General features: G+C 60.2%; 17 protein-coding genes. 12 read left to right on the top strand and 5 right to left on the bottom strand.

Translation table 11 applies throughout. From position 1 onward, the window contains the following. Positions 1 to 75 precede the first annotated feature (75 nt). Entirely contained in the window at positions 76 to 2,073 is a 1,998-nt protein-coding gene (gene acs / locus R6254_RS11330) for an acetate--CoA ligase (RefSeq protein ID WP_318406864.1), read from the top strand. A gap of 80 nt (positions 2,074 to 2,153) precedes the next feature. On the opposite strand, the gene R6254_RS11325 is transcribed toward acs, so the two are convergent. Further along, entirely contained in the window at positions 2,154 to 2,468 is a 315-nt protein-coding gene (locus R6254_RS11325; protein ID WP_318406863.1) for a c-type cytochrome, read from the bottom strand. Between the two features lie 119 nt (positions 2,469 to 2,587). Here R6254_RS11325 and R6254_RS11320 point away from each other — a divergent pair, with 119 nt between their 5' ends. Then, the gene (locus tag R6254_RS11320; protein WP_318406861.1) at positions 2,588 to 2,827 is read left to right on the top strand and encodes a TIGR04438 family Trp-rich protein; all 240 of its coding nucleotides are present in this window, start codon (positions 2,588 to 2,590) and stop codon (positions 2,825 to 2,827) included. A 102-nt stretch (positions 2,828 to 2,929) separates the two neighbouring features. On the opposite strand, the gene ilvD is transcribed toward R6254_RS11320, so the two are convergent. Then, entirely contained in the window at positions 2,930 to 4,624 is a 1,695-nt protein-coding gene (ilvD, locus tag R6254_RS11315; protein WP_318406860.1) for a dihydroxy-acid dehydratase, read from the bottom strand. A 100-nt stretch (positions 4,625 to 4,724) separates the two neighbouring features. Here ilvD and R6254_RS11310 point away from each other — a divergent pair, with 100 nt between their 5' ends. The 6 genes from R6254_RS11310 (at position 4,725) to R6254_RS11285 (ending at position 11,952) form a co-directional block, all read left to right on the top strand. Beyond that, positions 4,725 to 5,717 carry a LysR family transcriptional regulator gene (locus R6254_RS11310; protein WP_318406858.1) on the top strand — a complete coding sequence of 331 codons (993 nt, stop codon included), beginning with the start codon at positions 4,725 to 4,727 and terminating at the stop codon, positions 5,715 to 5,717. 53 nt (positions 5,718 to 5,770) lie between these two features. Beyond that, positions 5,771 to 6,577, top strand: a complete 807-nt coding sequence (gene lgt, locus R6254_RS11305; RefSeq protein ID WP_318406856.1) for a prolipoprotein diacylglyceryl transferase — start codon at positions 5,771 to 5,773, stop codon at positions 6,575 to 6,577. A 298-nt stretch (positions 6,578 to 6,875) separates the two neighbouring features. Continuing rightward, a complete protein-coding gene (locus R6254_RS11300) occupies positions 6,876 to 7,544 on the top strand; it encodes a GntR family transcriptional regulator (RefSeq protein WP_318406855.1) in 669 nt (222 codons plus the stop codon). Positions 7,545 to 7,724: 180 nt separating this feature from the next. Next, complete coding sequence (locus R6254_RS11295) at positions 7,725 to 9,197, top strand: malonyl-CoA decarboxylase (protein WP_318406854.1); 1,473 nt, start codon at positions 7,725 to 7,727, stop codon at positions 9,195 to 9,197. A gap of 41 nt (positions 9,198 to 9,238) precedes the next feature. Then, a complete protein-coding gene (locus R6254_RS11290; protein WP_318406853.1) occupies positions 9,239 to 10,237 on the top strand; it encodes a Bug family tripartite tricarboxylate transporter substrate binding protein in 999 nt (332 codons plus the stop codon). A 182-nt stretch (positions 10,238 to 10,419) separates the two neighbouring features. Continuing rightward, positions 10,420 to 11,952, top strand: a complete 1,533-nt coding sequence (locus R6254_RS11285; protein WP_318406852.1) for a malonate--CoA ligase — start codon at positions 10,420 to 10,422, stop codon at positions 11,950 to 11,952. Positions 11,953 to 12,019: 67 nt separating this feature from the next. On the opposite strand, the gene R6254_RS11280 is transcribed toward R6254_RS11285, so the two are convergent. The 3 genes from R6254_RS11280 to R6254_RS11270 all read right to left on the bottom strand — a co-directional run bounded on the left by R6254_RS11280 (position 12,020) and on the right by R6254_RS11270 (position 15,718). Next, positions 12,020 to 12,469 (bottom strand): universal stress protein, encoded by a 450-nt coding sequence (locus R6254_RS11280; RefSeq protein WP_318406850.1) that lies wholly within the window; start codon positions 12,467 to 12,469, stop codon positions 12,020 to 12,022. A 93-nt stretch (positions 12,470 to 12,562) separates the two neighbouring features. Beyond that, positions 12,563 to 14,698, bottom strand: a complete 2,136-nt coding sequence (locus R6254_RS11275; RefSeq protein ID WP_318406848.1) for an acyl-CoA dehydrogenase — start codon at positions 14,696 to 14,698, stop codon at positions 12,563 to 12,565. A 72-nt stretch (positions 14,699 to 14,770) separates the two neighbouring features. After that, complete coding sequence (locus R6254_RS11270; RefSeq protein ID WP_318406846.1) at positions 14,771 to 15,718, bottom strand: DMT family transporter; 948 nt, start codon at positions 15,716 to 15,718, stop codon at positions 14,771 to 14,773. Positions 15,719 to 15,804: 86 nt separating this feature from the next. Between R6254_RS11270 and R6254_RS11265 the strand changes: the two genes are divergently transcribed. The 4 genes from R6254_RS11265 (at position 15,805) to infC (ending at position 20,864) form a co-directional block, all read left to right on the top strand. Then, positions 15,805 to 16,242 carry a gamma-glutamylcyclotransferase family protein gene (locus R6254_RS11265; protein WP_318406845.1) on the top strand — a complete coding sequence of 146 codons (438 nt, stop codon included), beginning with the start codon at positions 15,805 to 15,807 and terminating at the stop codon, positions 16,240 to 16,242. 334 nt (positions 16,243 to 16,576) lie between these two features. After that, positions 16,577 to 17,896, top strand: a complete 1,320-nt coding sequence (aceA, locus tag R6254_RS11260; RefSeq protein ID WP_318406844.1) for an isocitrate lyase — start codon at positions 16,577 to 16,579, stop codon at positions 17,894 to 17,896. 355 nt (positions 17,897 to 18,251) lie between these two features. After that, positions 18,252 to 20,159, top strand: a complete 1,908-nt coding sequence (gene thrS, locus R6254_RS11255; RefSeq protein WP_318406843.1) for a threonine--tRNA ligase — start codon at positions 18,252 to 18,254, stop codon at positions 20,157 to 20,159. A gap of 87 nt (positions 20,160 to 20,246) precedes the next feature. Beyond that, entirely contained in the window at positions 20,247 to 20,864 is a 618-nt protein-coding gene (gene infC / locus R6254_RS11250) for a translation initiation factor IF-3 (RefSeq protein WP_318407088.1), read from the top strand. Positions 20,865 to 21,103 lie beyond the last annotated feature (239 nt).

Below are 21,103 nucleotides of genomic sequence, written 5' to 3'. Positions count from 1 at the left end.
CTGTAAGTGCTGACTATGACATTAGCCGCATTGACATTCGTCGCACCGCACCACAACCCCAGGAGACAAGTCACCATGAGCGCGCCTTTATCTGCCATCGAATCCACTCTGGTTGAGAACCGGGTCTTTTTCCCGAGCCCGGCGCTGGTCAAGTCCGCCCGCATTTCGGGCATGGACGCTTACCAGGCCTTGTGTGATGAAGCCGAAAAAGACTTCGAAGGCTTCTGGGCCCGGCTGGCGCGTGAAAATCTGAGCTGGAAAAAACCGTTCACCCAGACACTGGACGAGTCCAACGCGCCGTTTTACAAGTGGTTTGCCGACGGCGAACTCAATGCCTCGTACAACTGCCTGGACCGCCACCTCGGCACGGCCACCGAAAACAAAAAAGCCATCATTTTCGAGAGTGATGATGGCCAGGTGAGCAACGTTACCTACAAAGAGTTGCACGCCAAGGTCTGCCAGTTTGCCAATGCGCTCAGGGCCATGGGCATCCAAAAGGGCGATCGCGTCATCATCTACATGCCGATGACCGTGGAGGGTGTGGTGGCCATGCAGGCCTGCGCACGTATTGGTGCCACCCACTCCGTGGTGTTTGGCGGTTTTTCGGCCAAGAGTCTGCAAGAACGTATTCAGGACGCAGGCGCCGTCGCGGTGATTACCGCCAACTACCAGCTGCGCGGCGGCAAGGAATTGCCGCTAAAGGCGATTGTCGACGAAGGTATTGGCATGGGCGGCTGCGAGTCCATCAAAAACGTCATCGTTTATCAGCGCACGGCCACGGCCTGCAATATGGTGGCCGGGCGCGACAGCCTGATGCATGAGGTGGCCGGCAGCCAGCCGACCACCTGCGAGCCGGAGTTTGTCGGTGCCGAACATCCGCTGTTTATCTTGTACACCTCCGGCTCCACCGGCAAACCCAAAGGTGTGCAGCACAGCACAGGCGGTTATTTGTTGTGGGCCAAGCTGACCATGGACTGGGCTTTTGACATCAAGCCCGAGGATGTGTTCTGGTGCACCGCCGACATCGGCTGGGTCACCGGTCATACCTATGTGGCTTACGGCCCGCTGGCGGCCGGCGCGACCCAGGTGATTTTTGAAGGCATTCCCACTTACCCGAATGCCGGCCGTTTCTGGCAGATGATCGAAAAACACAAGGTCAGCATTTTCTACACCGCACCGACCGCGATCCGTTCGCTGATCAAGGCGGCCGAAGGCGATGAGAAAGTGCACCCGGCGCGTTCCGACCTGAGCAGCCTGCGCATTCTCGGTTCGGTGGGCGAGCCCATCAACCCCGAAGCCTGGATGTGGTACTACAAACACGTGGGCGGCGAACGCTGCCCGGTGATTGACACCTTCTGGCAAACCGAAACCGGCGGTCACATGATCACGCCGCTACCGGGCGCGACGCCGTTGGTGCCCGGTAGCTGCACCTTGCCGCTGCCCGGCATCATGGCCGCTATCGTCGATGAAGTGGGCAAGGACTTGCCCAACGGCTCCGGCGGCCTGCTGGTGGTCAAACGTCCCTGGCCGGCCATGATCCGGACCATCTGGAACGACCCCGAACGTTTCAAGAAGAGTTATTTCCCCGAAGAAATGGGCGGCAAGATTTACCTGGCTGGCGACGGCGCCGTGCGCAGCACCGACCGTGGTTATTTCCGCATCACCGGGCGTATCGACGACGTGCTCAATGTGTCCGGCCACCGTATGGGCACGATGGAGATCGAGTCGGCGCTGGTGTCCCATTCCGCCCTGGTGGCCGAGGCCGCAGTGGTGGGTCGACCCGATGATTTGACGGGTGAGGCGATTGTGGCTTTTGTGGTGCTCAAGCGCTCACGGCCCACCGGTGACGAAGCCAAAGCAATCGCCAAGGAGTTGCGCGACTGGGTCGGCAAGGAAATTGGCCCGATTGCCAAACCCAAGGACATCCGTTTCGGCGACAACTTGCCGAAAACCCGCAGCGGCAAAATCATGCGTCGCCTGTTGCGCGGTATCGCCAAAGGCGAAGCGATTACACAAGACACCTCGACCTTGGAAAATCCAGCCATCCTGGATCAGCTCTCGGAAAACCTGTAAATAGCCCTGCCAGGACTTTCCTGGCCGCCATAAAAAAAGCCCGTTGTAGCAACGGGCTTTTTTGTGCAGGAAGCCGAGGTTTATTTTTGCGTCAGGATCCAGGCAGCCAATTTTTTGGATTCGTCAGGATTGACCTGGGCGTTGGCGGGCATGGGCACGGGACCCCAGACGCCGGAGCCGCCTTTGATGATTTTGGCGGACAGTTTGTCCACCGCGTCTTTTTGTCCCGCATATTTAGCGGCCACATCTTTGAACGAAGGGCCGACCAGCTTGGTCGCCACGGCATGGCAGGCCATGCAGTTTTTGGCCGTGGCCAATTGCAGGTCAGCCAGGGCCGGTGTGGACACCGCAACGCCGGCGGCCAGGGTAGCAATTGCCAAAAATACACGTTTCATTGTTCGCCTCGTGGAAAGAGTTTTAAATTTGGATTCGGTTACATTCAATCAACGTCATTGTAGTGGTGTGGGTTGACCCTGCTGACAAAGGGTTTCCATTGGATTTTCAGGAGTGATTCATGTTTTTTTTACTGATCGGCGTCATCGGCCTGCTGCTGAAATATCTGGAAATCGGGCCGGTCGCCGCCTGGAGCTGGTGGGTGGTGCTGGCACCGTTTGGCCTGGCGGTGCTTTGGTGGTGGTGGGCGGATAAATCCGGCTACACCGAAAAAAAAGCCATGGAAAAAATGGACAAACGCAAGCAGGACCGCATCGACAAACAGCGCAGTGCCATGGGCATGCTCAAGAAACGGAAATAAACATCCGGATGGCCGGTGGCGAATAGCCGCTGCGCCACCCAATAAAAAGCCCGTGAGGTCTGTGACCCACGGGCTTTTTGTTTTAGCGCTCAGCCAACAACATCAATAGTCGTCGAGCACCGCGCCTTTGCTGGCGCTGGAGGCATTGAAGGCAAACTTGGCCTGTACACCGCGGGTGTAACGCGGCGCCGGTGCTTTCCAGCCCTGTTTACGTTTGGCCAGTTCGGCGTCGCTGATGTTGAGTTGCAGCAGCAGTTGTTTGGCGTCGATGGTGATGGAGTCACCTTCGTTGATGAAGGCGATGTTGCCGCCAGCCGCCGCTTCCGGCGCGACGTGACCCACCACCATGCCCCAGGTGCCACCCGAGAAACGGCCGTCGGTGATCAGGCCCACACTTTCGCCGAGGCCGGCGCCAATCAGTGCGCCGGTGGGGGCCAGCATTTCCGGCATGCCCGGGCCACCCTTGGGGCCGAGGTAACGCAGGACCATCACATCACCGGGTTTGATCTTGCCGGCCAGGATGGCGGCGAGGCCGGACTGCTCATCGTCAAACACGCGGGCCGGGCCGGTCATGACCGGGTTTTTCAGGCCGGTGATTTTGGCGACGCAGCCTTCAGGCGACAGGTTGCCTTTGAGGATCGCCAGGTGGCCTTGTGCGTACATGGGCTTGTTGATGGGGCGGATCACGTCCTGGTCGGCGCGCGGCGCATCGGGCACGTCTTTCAGCACCTCGGCAATCGTCTGGCCGGTGATGGTCAGGCAGTCACCATGTAACAGGCCGGCGACCAGCAGGGTTTTCATGACCTGCGGAATGCCGCCAGCGCGGTGCAGATCGACAGCCAGGTAGTCGCCCGAGGGTTTCAGATTGCAGAGCACGGGCGTGCGTTGACGAATCCGTTCAAAGTCGTCGATGCTCCACTCGACGCCGGCGGTGTGGGCAATCGCCAAAAAGTGCAGCACGGCGTTGGTGGAGCCACCGGTCGCCATGATCACGGCCACGGCGTTTTCGATAGCCTTCTTGGTGACGATGTCGCGCGGCTTGATGTCCTTCTTGATGGCCTCGACCAAAACCTTGGCGGATTCCTTGGCCGAGTTCATTTTCTCGTCGTGCGGATTGGCCATGGTGCTGGAGTAGGGCAGCGAAATACCCAGGGCCTCGAAGGCGCTGGACATGGTGTTGGCCGTGTACATGCCGCCGCAGCTGCCGGTGCCGGGAATGGCGCGGCGCTCGATTTGCAGCAGGTCTTCGTCGCTCATGCGGCCGGCGGCGTTTTCGCCCACGGCTTCAAACACGCTGACGATGTTGAGGTCTTTGCCCTTGTACGTGCCCGGCAGGATGGTGCCGCCGTAGACATAAATCGCAGGCACGTTGGCGCGCAACATGCCCATCAGGCCGCCCGGCATGTTTTTGTCGCAGCCGCCGACCACCAGCACGCCGTCCATCCACTGGCCTTGCACGCAGGTCTCTATGCAGTCGGAAATCACTTCGCGGCTGACCAGCGAATATTTCATACCTTCGGTGCCCATGGCCATGCCGTCGGAAATCGTCGGCGTGCCGAAGACCTGGGCGTTGCCGCCGGCTTCTTCAATCGCCGCAATGGCGGCATCGGCCAGCTTTTGCAGGCCGCTGTTACACGGCGTGATGGTGCTGTGGCCGTTGGCCACACCAATCATGGGTTTCTTGAAGTCGGCTTCTTCGTAACCCATGGCGTAATACATGGAACGATTGGGCGCGCGCGATTTGCCCTCGGTGATGTTTTTGCTGCGCGGGTTGAGCGTGATGGTCTTGGTTTCCATGGTGTCTCTCGTGGGGAGTTGGTGATTTGCTCAACGATTATGGGTGCTTTGACTCATTTGTCCCAATCCATTTTTTGAGCTGTATTAATATGCTCAGCATATGAGTCACCCTGCATCAACGGCCGCCTCCCCCTGGATAGAACTACGCTTGTGGCGCCAGTTTGTCGCCGTGGCCGAAGAACTTCATTTTGGCCGCGCGGCGCTGCGCCTGCACATGACGCAGCCGCCGCTGACGCAGGCCATTGCCCACCTGGAGGTCTTGCTGGGGCTCAAGCTGTTTGACCGCACCAAACGCAGCGTGCAGCTCACGGCGGCCGGCGCGGCGCTGCTGCCCGAGGCACGCGACCTGTTGGCCCGGGCCCAAGCTTTGCCCGCCTATGGGCGTGCCAGCGCCGACGGCGAGGCGGGGCGGCTGCGGCTGGCTTTTGTTTCGACCGTCGGCTTCGATTTGCTGCCACGCTGGGTCAGGGCCTTTCGAGAGCAACATCCACGTGTGCAGCTTGAACTGATCGAAGCCACGGGTGACGTGCAGCTCCAGGCTTTTGAACGCGGGGAGATCGATGCCGGCTTTGTGTTGCATTCCCCCGGTTTTGCGCCGCCGGAGCTGGCCAGCCAGCGTATCTCGCATGAACAACTGGTGATGGCCGTGCCGGAGCAAAGCGAGCTGGCCAGCAAAACTGGTTTGACGCTGAAAGATTTGCTGGGCCATCCGCTGGTGATTTTTCCGCGCCGCATCGTGCCTTCGCTGTATGACGCCATCTTCGCCATGTACCACGCGGCCGGGGAGTCCCCACGGGTGGCGCAAGAGGCGATTCAAATGCAGACGATTGTTAATCTTGTCTCCGCCGGGCTGGGCGTGGCCTGGGTGCCTGAAAGTGTGCAGCAGTTTCAGCGGCCGGGCGTGGTCTACCGCAACGTGTCGGCGCAAGCCTCGGCAGCGCCGTCGCGACGCGCGCCGAAAAATCGGGTGCCCGGCTGTGAGACCAGCTTGCTCTGGTCTGCCAAAAGCGCCAATCCTGCGCTGGCGCGCTTTATTGCTTTTATTGAGCAGTCCATCGACTTGCCTCGGTCTCGCCCCAACGATCCAGGGTGAGGCCGGAGCCAGCGCTGGCCAGGGCCCACGGCGCTTGCGTGCAAAATACCGCCATGCTCATTTATCCCCACATTGATCCCGTTGCGCTGCAGCTTGGACCGGTCGCCATTCACTGGTACGGCCTGACCTACCTGGCTGCCTTTGGCCTCTTCCTGTTTCTGGGGCTGCGCCGCCTGAAACATGAGCCTTATGTCTCGATGACGGGCACGGCCGCATGGAGCCGCAAGGACATTGAAGACATTTTGTTTTTAGGTGTGATGGGTGTGGTGATTGGCGGACGTATTGGTTACTGCCTGTTCTACAAGCCGGGGTATTACCTGTCGCATCCGCTGGAAATATTGGCCGTCTGGCAGGGCGGCATGAGTTTTCATGGCGGCTTGCTGGGCGTGCTGGTGTCGCAACTCTGGTTTGCGCGCAGCCGTCAGAAGCCCTGGCTGCAGGTGATGGACCTGATTGCGCCTTGTGTGCCCACGGGGCTGGCGGCGGGACGTGTGGGCAACTTCATCAACGGCGAGTTGTGGGGCCGTTTCAGCAGCCCTGATCTGCCTTGGGGCATGGTGTTTCCGCAAAGCGGCTCCATGTTGCCGCGCCATCCCTCGCAGATTTACCAGTTCCTGCTGGAAGGCTTGCTGCTGTTTGTGTTGCTGTGGCTGTACGCCCGCAAGCCGCGCAAAACCGGTCAGGTGTCTGCGGCTTTTCTGGTTGGTTACGGGGTGTTCCGTTTTATCGCCGAATTTTTCCGTGAGCCGGACGACTTCCTGGGCATCCTGTCGCTGGGCATGAGCATGGGGCAGTGGTTGTGTCTGCCCATGATCGCGGCCGGTGCCTGGCTCTGGTGGTGGGCCAATAAGCGGCCTTAGCCCTTTTCAGTCGGACACTTGTTGCTATCTTTTGGATAGTGATTTGTGGTCCAGCCGGGATCAAGGGGTGCGGCCATGGTGTTGGCTGGGATCCACAAACACGGGTTTTTACGGGGATTCAGGCCAGAAAAAGGCTTGTGTCCCAGTCCTTTTTTTGTTCATAATTACGCGTAATTACAGAAAATTATGAGATTGTTCAAGCCCTGCCAGTCCCTGAATTTGATGGAATAAAACCAACCCGGTTTTGTCGTTGCGCCAGATGTGCTGGCCAGACGGATAGCCGACAACTCTCCACACCATGCGCCTCGTTCCCAACTCATTGCACCAGGAAGCCGCCGCCACCTTGCGTGAGAAAATTTTTGCCGGTGTGTATGCATCCGGCAGTTTTCTTGATGAGGTGGTCTTGTGCGAGAGCCTGCAGATCTCGCGCACGCCGCTGCGTGAAGCGCTCAAGGTCTTGACGGCCGAGGGCCTGCTGCGCCACGAACCGCGGCGCGGCTGTTTTGTCAACGAAGTGACGGAGCAGGACCTGGACGATATATTTCCGGTCATTGCCCTGCTGGAAGGGCGTTGCGCTTATGAAGCGGCGCGCAATGCCACCGATGCCGACCTGGCCGCATTGACGACCTTGCATGAACGTCTCAACAGCCATGCCCAAGCCGGGCGTATCAACGACTATTACGACACCAATTTCGCGATCCACGAAGCCATCATCACGCTGGCCAACAACCGCTGGCTGGCCATGGCGATTGCCGACCTGCGCAAAATCCTCAAGCTCGCCCGCTCGCAGCAGTTGCACGCACCGGGCCGGCTGGCGCAAAGCCTGGCCGAACACATGGCCGTGTTTGCCGCCCTCAAGGCCCGCGACAGCGAAGGCGCAGACGCCGCCATGCGCACCCACCTGACCCGCCAGCGCGAAGCCCTGCGCGAACTCGCACGTACGCAGAAATCTCGGGTGCTGGCATGAGCTACCTGACGAGGGGCCCCAGCAGAAGGCTGGGGATCGGCAGCAAGCGAATGCCATCAGGGCGCCGACACCTGCGCCTTGCGCCAGCCCGGATATGTCGGGAGGCGAGGGCATGAATCGACGCACTACCAGCATCAACATCACCGACACACGCCACCACCCCGCAGCAAAGGTCACATCATGAGCGCCCCCGAGTGGATCACCCGCAGCGTCTCCAAACTGCGCCCAGCCGCCAAATCAGCATCAAAAGTGCCTGCAGCCCAGGTGGAGAGCGCGCCAACAGCTACTAAATCAGTAGCGAATGGCGAGGCCGCCCGCAGCACGCGCGAGCGCCTCAAAGCCACCTTGCGGAAAAAAGAGGAAGCCCTGTCGCCGCGTGTCTTGCGCCGCACGCTGGAGGAGTTGAAGGCGATTGTGGATCCGCAGGTCAGCGAGGTTGAAGGCGGGCGCCGGGCCCAAGGTGTGGCCGGCTGGTACGCCAAGGCGACGCTGGACCAGCGGCGCGACATGTGGCTGTTAATCAGCGAGCAGTTCGTCGCCGATACGCAAAAAGTCCAGCTGGCGCAGGCGCAACTGGCCGCCGCCGTGGGCACGCCCGACGAAGCCGTGGCCGAGGTGCGTTATCGCCGCGCCACCGTCTCGCCGCGCCGGCGTTTGTTGCAGCGTTTCAGCGCGTTTCCCGAAGGTTTTCGTTTCCTGGTGGACATGCGGGCCGACATGTTGCCGCAGCTCAAGGCGGACAAACGCCTGCAGGCGCTGGATGTCGAGATGGAGTACATGTTTTCGACCTGGTTTGACGTGGGTTTCCTGGACCTGCGTCGTATCAGCTGGGATTCGCCCGCCTCGCTGATCGAAAAGCTGATCAAGTACGAAGCGGTGCACGACATCAAGAGCTGGTCCGATGTGAAAAACCGGCTCGACAGCGACCGCCGCTGTTATGGTTTTTTTCATCCGCGCATGCCCGACGAGCCGCTGATTTTTGTCGAGGTGGCACTGATGGACGGCATGGCCGGCGACATCATGCCGCTGCTCGATGAATCGGCCGCGCCGACCGATTTGACAAAAGCGACGACCGCGATTTTTTATTCCATCAGCAACACACAGACCGGCTTGCGCGGTGTGAGTTTTGGCGACTCACTGATCAAACGCGTGGTCGAAACCCTGCACGCGGAATTTCCCCGGCTCAAACATTTTGCAACCCTCTCGCCCATCCCCGGCTTTCGCCACTGGCTGGTGAAAAATGCGGGAACGATGCTGGACAAACTCGATGACAAAGAACGTAGCTTGCTGGGCCGAGCCCTGGGGGCGACGCCGCCCACCGCGCAGCAGGTGCTGGCCGCTGCGGACGAGGCCTTGGCCTTGAACGACAAGTCGCCGCTGCGCCGCCTGCTGTTACGCTGTGCCGCCCACTACCTGGGCCGCGAGTTGGACGACGGCCGGCCGCTGGACCCGGTGGCGCGTTTTCACCTGGGCAATGGCGCGCGTGTGGAGCGACTGAATTGGGGCGGTGATCCATCACCCAAGGGCTTGAAGCAGTCTTGCGGCCTGATGGTCAACTACCTCTACGACCTCAAACGCCTGGACAAACACCGGGCGCTGCTGGCGCAGGGGAAAATCCCCGTGGCGGGTGCCATCGAGGATTTGTACATTTGAGCGTGAGTATTTTTTTGATTCAACAACAACAGGAGACAGACATGACATCGAGTTTTGAGATCAAGCCATCGAGGCGGGATGTGTTGCGTGGGGCAGCCGCCGGCGCGGCGGTGTTTTCCATGGGCAGCTACGCCCAATCGGGCTGGCCCACCAAACCGGTGACCATGATCGTGCCTTTTCCCGCAGGCGGCGGCACCGACGCGTTTGCGCGCCCCATGTCGGCGCAGTTCGCACGCCTGACCGGCAAACAACTGGTGATCGACAACCGCGGCGGCGCGGGCGGCACCTTGGGCGCCGGCATTGCCTCGCGCGCGCAGCCCGATGGCTACACCTTGTTCATGGGGGCGGTGCACCACACCATTGCGCCCAGCATGTACCCCAAGCTCGACTACGACATCGAGAAAGACCTGGTGCCACTGATCCTGGTGGCCAGCGTGCCGCAGGTGGTGGTGGTGAATCCGAAAAACATCGCGGCGCCGGACTTCAAGTCCTTCCTCGAACTGGTGCGCAAGAATCCGGGCAAGTACAACTACGGCTCGGCCGGTACCGGCACCTCGCACCACCTGGCTGGCGAGTTGTTCAAGCAGCAGAGCAAAACATTCATCACCCACATTCCCTACACCGGCGCCGGCCCGGCCTTGCGCGACCTGGTCGGCGGCCAGGTGGACATGATGTTTGACGGCCTCGGCTCGTCGGCCGTCCACATCAAGAATGGTCGCGTCAAGGCGCTGATGGTCTCGGGCAACAAACGCAACGCGGCTTTCCCCGACGTGCCTTGCGCCGCCGAGGTCGGCATGCCCGACTACACCGTGACCACCTGGTACGGCGTGTGGGCGCCCAAAGGCACACCAGCGGAGGCGCAGGCGCGCGCGATCGAGGAGATCCGCAAGGCCTGCAGCACTGACGAAGCCAAGGCCGTCTGGGCCGGACAGGGTGCGGAGTTCTCCAACCTGGCTGGCCCGCAATTTGGCAGCTTCATCAGCGCAGAGATTAAAAAATGGACCCAGGTGGTGAAAGCCTCGGGTGCCAAGCTGGATTGAGAGGTGCGCCCAAGCCGTCCCTCTGGCTGAGTTAAGAGCCTTTTAGGGCTCCAGCCCAGGAGGGACGGGCGCAAGTGGCTATGAATAGCATAGCGATTGACGCAGTCGGTATAAAACCGTTTTCCGCCGAGGCGCGTACCACGCTTGTTTCTGCCTTCCCTGATTTTCCTATTCACGACCTCATGAAAAACCACAATCTGTTCGCCGCCCTGCGTGCTGCTTTTCCCCAAGACCTCGACAGCGTGGCGCTTGAAACCGACAACGGGCTGAACTATTCCTGGCGCGATCTGGAGCGCGGCACGGCCATGCTGGCCAACCTGCTGAAGTCGCTGCAATTGCCCGAGGGCGCAAGGGTGGCCGTGCAAGTGGAAAAATCGGTCGAAGCCATGATGTTGTACCTGGCCACCTTGCGCGCCGGTTATGTGTTTCTGCCGCTGAACACCGCCTACCAAAGCGCCGAGATCGAATATTTCATCGGCAACGCCGAGCCCGCCGTGGTGGTGTGCAGCGGCAAAAATTTCGGCTGGGTCAGCAAGATCGCTTTCAAGGCCGGCACGCAGAACGTGTTCACGCTGGACGAGGACCGCACGGGTTCGCTGCTGGACCGCGCCGCGCATTGCAGCGACCAGCACGCGGTGGTGCAACGCCAGCCCGACGATCTGGCGGCGATTCTCTACACCAGCGGCACCACCGGCCGCAGCAAGGGTGCGATGCTGTCGCACGGCAATATGTTGAGCAATGCGCTGGTGCTGAAGGACTATTGGGGCTGGAGAAAACCGGAAGAGGGGGGCGACGTGTTGATCCACGCCTTGCCCATCTTCCATGTGCACGGCCTGTTTGTGGCCATCCACGGCGCGCTGATCAACGGCAGCAAAATGATCTGGCTGTCCAAGTTCGACCCCAAGCTGGTGGTGCGCAAGTTGCCCGAGGCCACGGTGTTCATGGGTGTGCCCACCTTGTATGTGCGCCTGCTGGCCGAGCCGGGGCTGACCCGCGAGGCCTGCCGCAACATGCGCCTGTTTGTGGCAGGTTCCGCACCGCTGCTGATCGAGACCTTTACCGAGTGGCAAAACCGGACTGGCCACACCATCCTGGAGCGTTACGGCATGTCCGAAACCGCCATGTTGACCTCCAATCCCTACGCGGGTGACGAACGGCGTGGTGGCACGGTAGGTTTTCCCCTGCCCGGTGTCAGCCTGCGGGTGCGGGATGAGGGCGGGCAGTTGTTGCCGACCGGTGAAATTGGTGGCATCGAGGTCCAGGGGCCAAATGTGTTCCAGGGTTACTGGCGCATGCCGGAAAAAACCAAGGAAGAGTTCACGGCCGATGGTTTTTTCAAAACCGGCGACGTCGGAAAAATCGACGAGCGCGGTTATGTGGTGATTGTCGGGCGGAGCAAGGACTTGATCATCAGCGGCGGCTACAACGTGTACCCGGCCGAGATCGAGGCCTACATCAACGACTTGCCGGGCGTGGCCGAAAGCGCAGTGGTCGGTGTGCCGCACCCGGATTTTGGCGAGGTGGGTGTGGCCATTGTGGTGGCCAAACCTGGCAGCACGCTGGATACGGAGCACATTCTGGCCGGGCTCAAGGTCCAGTTGGCCAACTTCAAGATTCCCAAACGTTGCTTCAGCATCAGCGACCTGCCGCGCAACACCATGGGCAAGGTACAGAAAAACATCTTGCGCGAGCAGCACAAAGCCCTGTTCACCTGAAGCGCTGGCCGCATCGCTATTGATTCAGGAGCTGCTTGCGCTCGAGATGAAAGGGCCGCAGGCTTATTTACCTTAAGACCAGCACCGGAATATGCGAGTGCGTGAGCACATGTGTGGTCTCGCTGCCCATCAAAACCCGCTTGAGGCCACGGCGACCGTGTGAGGCCATCACGATCAAATCACATTTGTGTTTTTTCGCCATGGCGATGATGGACTCGGCGATCAGGTCCGATGTCTTGGTAATGGCCTTGGCCTTAACCCCTCTGGCCTCCGCGCTGGCCTTGACTTCCTCCACCACGGCAAGCGCTGCGTCTGCCCATTGCTTTTCGATGGCGGCGATATTTTTATTGTTGGCGGACAGGGACGTGTTGCCTTCGAAGTAACTCACCGGATAGCGTGGTACCACCTTCAGGGCGACGACTTGCGCGCCAGCAAGCGCTGCCAATTCGATGCCGCTGTCGACCGCCAAGCGGGAAAGGGCTGAGCCATCGGTTGCAATAAGAATTCGCTGGTACATGGCCTGTCTCCTCTTGAGTGGAAGGACTCCCCACTTTAAACCTGTGCCGGGCCTTGCGCGACCCCTTTATCGATCGTAAACAGGCTCTTAGCCTCAGGGCGCGAAGTCGTCGACCTGGATCACGCGGTTGGCCGCGTGCAGGTAGGCCAGCGACAAGGCCGGGTTGGCCGTGCTGAGCGCCGCTTCCTCGAAGGAGCGGGTGCGGCGCACTTGTTTGTTCAGTGCGGTGGTTTGCTCGCCGAGTTGCGCTGACAGTTCCAGCGCCTGCATCAGGTCCAGCAGACCGCCTTGTTTCGGTGTGCTGACGTCCGGGCAGAGGCGGGCCAGCAAGGTGCGTTGGCTGCGCAACAAGCGGGCGAGTTCCAGCATTTGCACATCGCGCAGCGGGGCCAGGTGGGCCGTGCGGCTCAGGACCAGGGCGCCTATCAGGCGGTGGCCGGGCGCGGGAAGGTTGGCGTAGAGGTCACGCAGCACTTCCTCGGCCGCATCAAGCTGCACCCGCAGCGCAGCGCGTGTGAAGGGCGACATCTCGCTGTCAGCGTCGGCCGTGTAGCGCCAGAAGCAGGCGCTGGCCATGTACAGATGGGCCAGGAAGTCGCCCAGCCGGGCCGACAACAACTCCATGCGTTTGAGCTTGCCGCCCAACAAGCCCATGGCCAGGTCGCAGGTGAGGGCGTATTTGGCGCTCAGGCGCGCGAGCAGGTGTGCCTCCGCGCGCAAGACCTCGGGCGGTGTGCCGATCAGGGGGGCGCCGAACAGGCTGTGCCATAGATTGCGCGCGGCATGGCCGGCATGACCCAGCAGCGCCTGCCCCAGCGCTTCTTCATCGCGCGCTGCAACGGCCTGCATTTCCTGCATGACGAAGGGGTGGCAACGCACGGCGCCCTGGCCAAAAATAATCAGCGAGCGGGTCAGAATGTTGGCGCCTTCGACCGTGATGGCAATCGGCATGTGGCGGTAGGCCGAGGCCAGCAAATTGGAGGGGCCGTTGCTGATGCCTTTGCCGCCCAGGATGTCCATGGCGTGGTTGACCGAGCGGCGCCCGGCTTCGGTCAGATGCACCTTCAGGATGGCGCTGGCCACACTGGGTTGTTCACCCTTGTCCAGCGCGGCGGCGGTGTAGCGGCGTGCGGCGTCGGTGGCATACAGCTCGGCCGCCATGCCGGCGATGAGGCCGGCAATGGCGTCGAAGCGGCCTATGGGCAGGCCGAACTGCTCGCGCACCTGGCCGTAGCCATTGGCCACAAACAGCGACGCCTGCTGGGTGGCCGCGCCCAGGGCCGGCAGCGAAATCGCGCGCCCCGCGGCCAGGCATTCCATGAGCATGCGCCAGCCCTGGCCAAGCTGGGCTTCGCCGCCAATCAGCCAGTCCATGGGCACAAACACCTCCTGGCCTTCGATGGGGCCGTTCATGAACGCGCTGTTCATGGGCCGGTGACGCCGGCCGATTTGCATGCCGGCTTGCGGCACGGGAATCAGGGCGCAGGTGATGCCCAGTTCGCGTTGGCCTTCGGGCCGGCTGTTGTCGATGGCCTGGAAGGCCAGGCCGACCACCGTGGCCACGGGCGCCAGCGTGATGTAGCGCTTGGAAAACGTGATACTGAACCCGCGCACGATCTGGCCGTCGATCTCGCGTTCGGTCAACACGCCGCGGTCGGGGATGGACGCCGCGTCGGAGCCGGCATAAGGCGCGGTCAAACCGAAGCAGGGCAGCTCGCGACCGTCGGCCAGGCGGGGCAGGTAGTGCTGCTTTTGGGCCTCGGTGCCGTAACGCAGCAGCAACTCCGCGGGCCCCAGCGAATTGGGCACCATGACGGTCACCGCGGCCGGCACACAAACGGTGGCGATGCGGGTGACCACGGTGGCATGCGCCTGGTGGCTGAAACCCAGGCCACCCCAGGCCTCTGGAATGATCATGCCGAAAAAACGTTTCTCGCGCATGAATTGCCAGACCTCGGGTGGCAGGTTGTGGGCTTCGTCGATGGCAAAGTCGTCCAGCATCGCGCACAAGGTGGTCACCTCATTGTCCAGAAAGTCCTGCTCCTGCGCGGTGATGACACCGGGCCCCATGCCGATCAAGCTGTCAAAGTCCGGACGCCCGGCAAAAATCTGGCCCTCGAAACCGACGCTGCCGGCCTCCAGCGCCGCGCGTTCGGTGTCGCCCATTTTTGGCAGCGCTTTAGAAAAGGGTGCCATGGCCATACGCCCCAGCAGTTTTGCAAATCCCATCACTTGTCTCCTGTAGTGCGTGGGATTCAGTCTGGGGCCTGGGCTGCGCCGGGTCTGTAGGCGCTGGGGCCGTCAGGAGGGCGGCGTTGTCCGGATGGGGGCGGCCCGCGCCCGCTGCGGCAAGGTCGCGAGTACCACGCCTGCCAGTGCCAGTGCGAAGGCGGTCATCTGCAGGCCGCCCAGTGTTTCACCCAGCACGGCCACGCCCACTGCCGCCGCGCTGATGGGCAACATGACCGTGAAGATACCGGCCTGGCTGGCCGGCAGGTTTTTCAGGCCGGTCATCCACAACCACACGGTCCAGACACTGGCGGCCAGCGCGTAAAACAGCAGCAGCCACCACATGGCCGGCGCGACGGCGCCAAAGTCAAAACGCCAGGCCATCCACAGCCCCATGGGGGTGACCAGCACAAAGCCCCAGAGGTTGATCAGCGCCGTGATGCGTTTGGGGCCGAGCGCACCCGTGAGTTTTTTGCCAATCACCGCATACGCGGCTTCACACAAGACGGCGCCGACCAGCAGCAAATTTCCCAGCCAGGCTTGGTTGGATGCCAAATCGGCCTCCAGCCCAGAAGGGCCGGGCGCAATCAGCTCTATTTTTGATAGCGACACCAGCATGATGCCCAACACCGCACAGGCCACGGCCAGCCAGATGCGGGGCCGGATCTGTTCACGCAGAAAAAGCCAGCTCATGACCGCCACCGCGGCCGGGATGGCCGCCATGATGACGCCGGCCGCCACCGCGCTGCTCAAACTCACACCAAACAACATACAAATGGAAAACAGGAAGTTGCCGAGAAAGGATTCCAGGAACACCAGTTGTTGGGTCTGCCGCGTCATGGCGACTTCGTCGGCCGGTTTTTTCAGCCAGTGCAACATCGCCATCCCGCCAATGCCAAAACGCAGCCAGGCCAGCAAGAAGACCGGAAAAATGGCGACCAGCGGTTTGGACAGCGCCACATAACTGCCCACCAGGGACATGCTGAGCGCCAGGCAGGCGTAGGCCACAATCCGGTTCATGAAATTTGATTTTCTTTCTGGGAGGGTGAAGGCTGGGACCGTCGGCAACAGGCCGCGTATGCTGCCCGAAATCATGCCTCAATTCCATGGGTGATCCGAGCACGGCTGTGCCCAGCCGCTTTGTCTTTGTTTATGGCACCTTGCGCCGTGGCGATGTGCGCGACATCACGCGCCTGTCTCCCGCACCGCGGTTTGTCGGCATGGCCAGTGTGCCGGGAGTGCTGTATCACCTCGGGCGCTATCCCGGCGTGATCCTGGGCGGGGCTGGCCGTGTGCTGGGTGAGGTCTACGCCATAGACCCCGCGCTGGAGTACCAGCTCGACATCATCGAAGGTGTTTTGCCGCAGCCGAACGACGAATATTTCAAGCGAGAGGTGGCCGTGTCGCTGTCGGAAGGGCATTCGCCCGAGACCCCGGTCCTGAGCTGCCTCATGTATGAAATCAACCCGGCACACACGGCTGGCCGGCCGGTGATCGCCAGTGGCGACTGGCTGCAGGGCCGCGACCTTTTCTCCTGCGACTAAACCCTGGGCGGCACGGGCGGGCCGGGCCGCACGGTCGGGCCACCGAGAGGGTCAGGCATCGCATTTCAGCATCCGATAAATGATTTTCATACTGTGAAATATGAAAATGCTGCGCTGCGGGAATATTTCTCAATATGAGAAATGAATTTCCGTACTGTAAAAATTTAGATAAATGATGTTGATTTCATTGAAGATAATTTTTGTCTTATATAAGACATAAGAGCTTACAAAAGTCTTGTAGAAGACTTAAAGTGGAGGCCAGAGCAAGACGCCAAGACACTCCCCCAGTGCACAGCGGTTTGTCCCTCATTTTTTTAACCTCTGGAGTGACCACATGCCACAGACGCTTACCGAACAACTGAGCCGCGAACAGCAAATTTCCGCCCTCGAAAAGGACTGGGCAACCAATCCCCGCTGGAAGGGCATCAAGCGCGGTTACAGCGCGGCCGACGTGGTGCGCCTGCGCGGTTCTTTCCCTATCGAACACACGCTGGCCCGCCGCGGTGCTGAGAAGTTGTGGAACCTCCTGCACAACGAGCCCTACGTCAACTGCCTCGGTGCATTGACCGGTGGTCAGGCCATGCAGCAGGTCAAGGCCGGCGTGAAAGCCATCTACCTGTCGGGTTGGCAGGTTGCCGCGGACAACAACAGCTACTCGGCCATGTACCCGGACCAGTCGCTGTACCCGGTGGACTCGGTGCCCAAGGTGGTTGAAACCATCAACAACACTTTCCGCCGCGCCGATGAGATCCAGCACTCCAAAGGCATTGACGCCGGCGACAAGGACTACATCGACTACTTCGCGCCCATCGTGGCCGATGCCGAAGCCGGTTTTGGCGGCGTGCTCAACGCCTTTGAACTGATGAAAGCCATGATCAAGTCCGGCGCGGGTGGCGTGCATTGGGAAGACCAGCTCGCCTCGGTCAAGAAGTGTGGTCATATGGGCGGCAAGGTTTTGTTGCCAACCCGCGAGTCCTGCCAGAAACTGATCGCCGCACGTATGGCGGCCGACGTTTGCGGCGTGCCTACTTTGGTGATTGCCCGTACCGATGCCGAAGCCGCTGACCTGCTGACCTCCGACTACGACGAGATCGACAAACCTTTCCTGACCGGCGAGCGCACGGCCGAAGGTTTCTACAAGACCCGCAAAGGTCTGGACCAGGCCGTGTCACGTGCCAATGCCTATGCGCATTACGCCGACCTGGTGTGGTGCGAAACCGGCACGCCCGACCTGGACTTCGCCAGGAAGTTTGCCGAGGCCGTGCACAAGGTTCACCCGGGCAAGATGCTGGCTTACAACTGCTCGCCGTCCTTCAACTGGAAGAAAAACCTGGACGACGCGACCATCGCCAAGTTCCAGCGCGAGCTCGGCGCCATGGGTTACAAGTACCAGTTCATCACGCTCGCCGGCATTCACTCCATGTGGTACAACATGTACGACCTGTCGCAAGACTACGTCAAGCGCGGCATGACGGCTTACATCGAGAAGGTGCAAGAGCCCGAATTCGCAGCCCGTGACCGCGGCTACACCTTTGTGTCGCACCAGCAGGAAGTCGGCACCGGTTATTTCGACGAAGTCACCACCGCGATCCAGGGCGGCAAGTCCAGCGTGACCGCGCTGACCGGCTCGACCGAAGAAGAGCAGTTCCACTGAATCGCGCACTGATCTGAGCGCAAGCGGTCCACCTCCGGGTGGCCGCCAGGTCCGGCCGAAGCCACCAGCTTCTCCGGGCCTTTTTCTTGGGTTGATCGGCAAATGCCGGCGGTGCTGGGGCTTGAACTCAAGCTGCCGTAAAATAAGGCCATGCAATCAATCAAACTGGACACAGGAAGGATCGCGCGGGTTATGACGCCGCGAACGACGACCACGCCTCCAGTTTGGAGTCATCCAGGGCGCTAGCCGCATCCCCAGGTGATTTGTAGCTACTTAATTAATAGCGACCCTCCAGCCTTATCCTCTTCAAGCGCGGCAGTTTCCGCGCTTTTTCCATTTTTACGGCCTGCTCATCATGATCAAAATTACGCTGCCAGACGCCTCGATTCGTGAATTCCCCCAGCCTGTGACCGTGGCCGACGTGGCTGCATCGATAGGCGCCGGTCTGGCCAAGGCCGCGTTGGCCGGAAAAGTCAACGGCCAGGTGGTGGACACCAGTTACCTCATCAGCAGCGACAGCCCGCTGGCCATCATCACGGCCAAGGACCCCGAAGGCCTGGACGTGATTCGCCACTCGACCGCCCACTTGCTGGCTTATGCGGTCAAGGAGTTGTTTCCGGAGGCGCAGGTCACGATTGGACCGGTGATCGAGAACGGCTTTTTCTATGATTTCTCCTACAAGCGTCCCTTCACACCGGAAGATTTGACGGCAATCGAGAAAAAGATGGTCGAGCTGGCGTCCAAGGACGAGCCGGTGACACGCCGCGTATTGCCGCGCGACGAAGCCGTGGCTTATTTCAAGGAGCTGGGCGAACACTACAAGGCCGAGATCATCGCCAGCATTCCGGCGAATGAAGACGTGTCTTTGTACCGCGAAGGCAAGTTTGAAGATTTGTGCCGCGGCCCGCACGTGCCCAGCACCGGCAAGCTGAAGTTTTTCAAGCTCATGAAGCTGGCCGGCGCTTATTGGCGCGGTGACCACAACAATGAAATGTTGCAGCGTATCTACGGCACGGCCTGGGCCACCAAGGATGAATTGCAGCAATACCTGACCCTGCTCGAAGAGGCGGAAAAACGCGACCACCGCAAGCTGGGCCGCGAGCTGGACCTGTTTCACATCGACGAACACGCGCCGGGTCTGGTGTTCTGGCACCCCAAGGGCTGGACGGTGTGGCAGGGCGTCGAGCAATACATGCGCAAGGTCTACCAGGACAACGGCTACCAGGAAGTCAAGGGCCCGCAAATCATCGACAAGTCGCTGTGGGAAAAAACCGGCCACTGGGACAAGTACCGCGAAAACATGTTCACGACCGAATCGGAAAAACGTGAATACGCGCTCAAGCCGATGAACTGTCCCGGCCATATCCTGATCTTCAAGCAAGGCATCAAGAGTTACCGCGACCTGCCGCTGCGTTACGGCGAGTTCGGCCAGTGCCATCGCAACGAGCCCACCGGCGGCCTGCACGGCATCATGCGTGTGCGCGGCTTCACGCAGGACGACGGCCATATTTTCTGCACCGAAGAGCAGATCCTCAAGGAGTGTGTCGACTACACAACCTTGCTGCAAAAAGTCTATACAGACTTCGGTTTTAAAAACATCATCTACAAGGTGGCCACGCGGCCGGCAGCGCGTATCGGCTCCGACGAAAGTTGGGACAAGGCCGAACATGCGCTGATCGAAAGCCTGCGCGCTTCCGGCTGCGAGTACGAAATTTCCCCGGGCGAGGGTGCGTTTTACGGTCCGAAGATTGAGTACACCTTGAAGGATGCGATTGGCCGGCAGTGGCAATGCGGCACGATTCAGGTTGACTTCTCCATGCCTGAACGCCTGGATGCGGAATATGTGGGTGAAGACGGCGCTCGCCATCGCCCCGTGATGCTGCACCGTGCCATCGTTGGTAGCCTGGAGCGATTTATCGGCATCTTGATCGAAGAACACGCTGGCGCGCTGCCAACTTGGCTGGCTCCGGTGCAGGTTTCTGTGCTCAATATCACGGATGCACAGGCCGATTACTGTCGTGAAATAGCTAAAACGCTGCAGAATCAAGGGCTTAGGGTCAACCTAGATCTGCGCAATGAGAAAATAACGTATAAAATACGGGAGCATTCAATGCAAAAGCTGCCTTACATCCTTGTCGTGGGCGACAAAGAGAAGGAAGCTGGCGCGGTTGCAGTGCGTGCCCGGGGTAACAAAGACCTTGGCGTCATGTCCCTCGAAGCTTTTGCCCAAACGATTGCTTCCGACATTACCCAAAAAGCCTGATTTTTAACTGTTTTGTTAATGATTTTGGCCTGTCGTCCTTGCTGGACGGGCGCAAGCAGCTATAGCTTTTATAGCAAGTGTTAAAGGATTACAGCCATCGCTACTGAATTTCGTGACCGCCGTCACCGTGAAGAACGCAAGCACCGCTTGAATCGTGAAATCATGGCCCCTGAAGTGCGCCTGACAGGGCCGGACAATGAGCCTTTGGGCGTTGTCAGCATCATGGAGGCCTTGCGCCTTGCTGGTGAGGCGGACGTTGACCTTGTCGAGATCTCGCCAACGGCGGTGCCGCCAGTGTGTCGACTCATGGACTATGGCAAGTTCAAATACGCCGAGCAGAAAAAAGCGGCTGAAGCGAAATCCAAGCAAAAGGTGATCGAGGTCAAGGAAATCAAGTTCCGGCCCGGTACCGACGATGGCGACTACAACATTAAATTGCGCAATATCAAGCGCTTTTTGGAAGAGGGCGACAAGTGCAAGATTACTTTGCGCTTTCGCGGTCGCGAAATCACGCACCAGGAACTGGGTTTGGCCCTGCTGGCGCGTATCCGTGACGAGTTGGCCGATTTGATTTTGGTCGAGCAGTTTCCCAAGCTCGAAGGCCGGCAGATGGTCATGATGATCGCGCCGGGCAAGAAGAAGGTGGCTGCCAAGCCTGCAGCGGCGCCCGCGGAAGCAGCGCCGGCTACACCGACAAACGCCTGAGGGCGCTTGTCACGAATGAGGAGTTCAACCTGCGGGTAAATTACCGGCAGGTTTTTCAAAGGGAGTGCATGAGCACTTCCCGAGAAGGCAGATGAATCTGCTTTCCGAAGACGGTGTGTTTAAATATGCGCCGTCAACAAATGGCGAGTTGTAAAACTTACCATGACAAGTGGCTCGGGGCCGTCAAGTCTGCGTCAGGTTCGCAGCGCCTCACGAGCACAAATGAAAAGGAGCATTTA

The sequence above is a fragment of the Polaromonas potterensis genome (genome assembly GCF_033446725.1).
Lineage (GTDB): Bacteria > Pseudomonadota > Gammaproteobacteria > Burkholderiales > Burkholderiaceae_C > Polaromonas.
The sequence above is the reverse complement of the archived record's forward strand: the minus strand, read 5'-3'. Positions and strand labels throughout refer to the sequence as shown.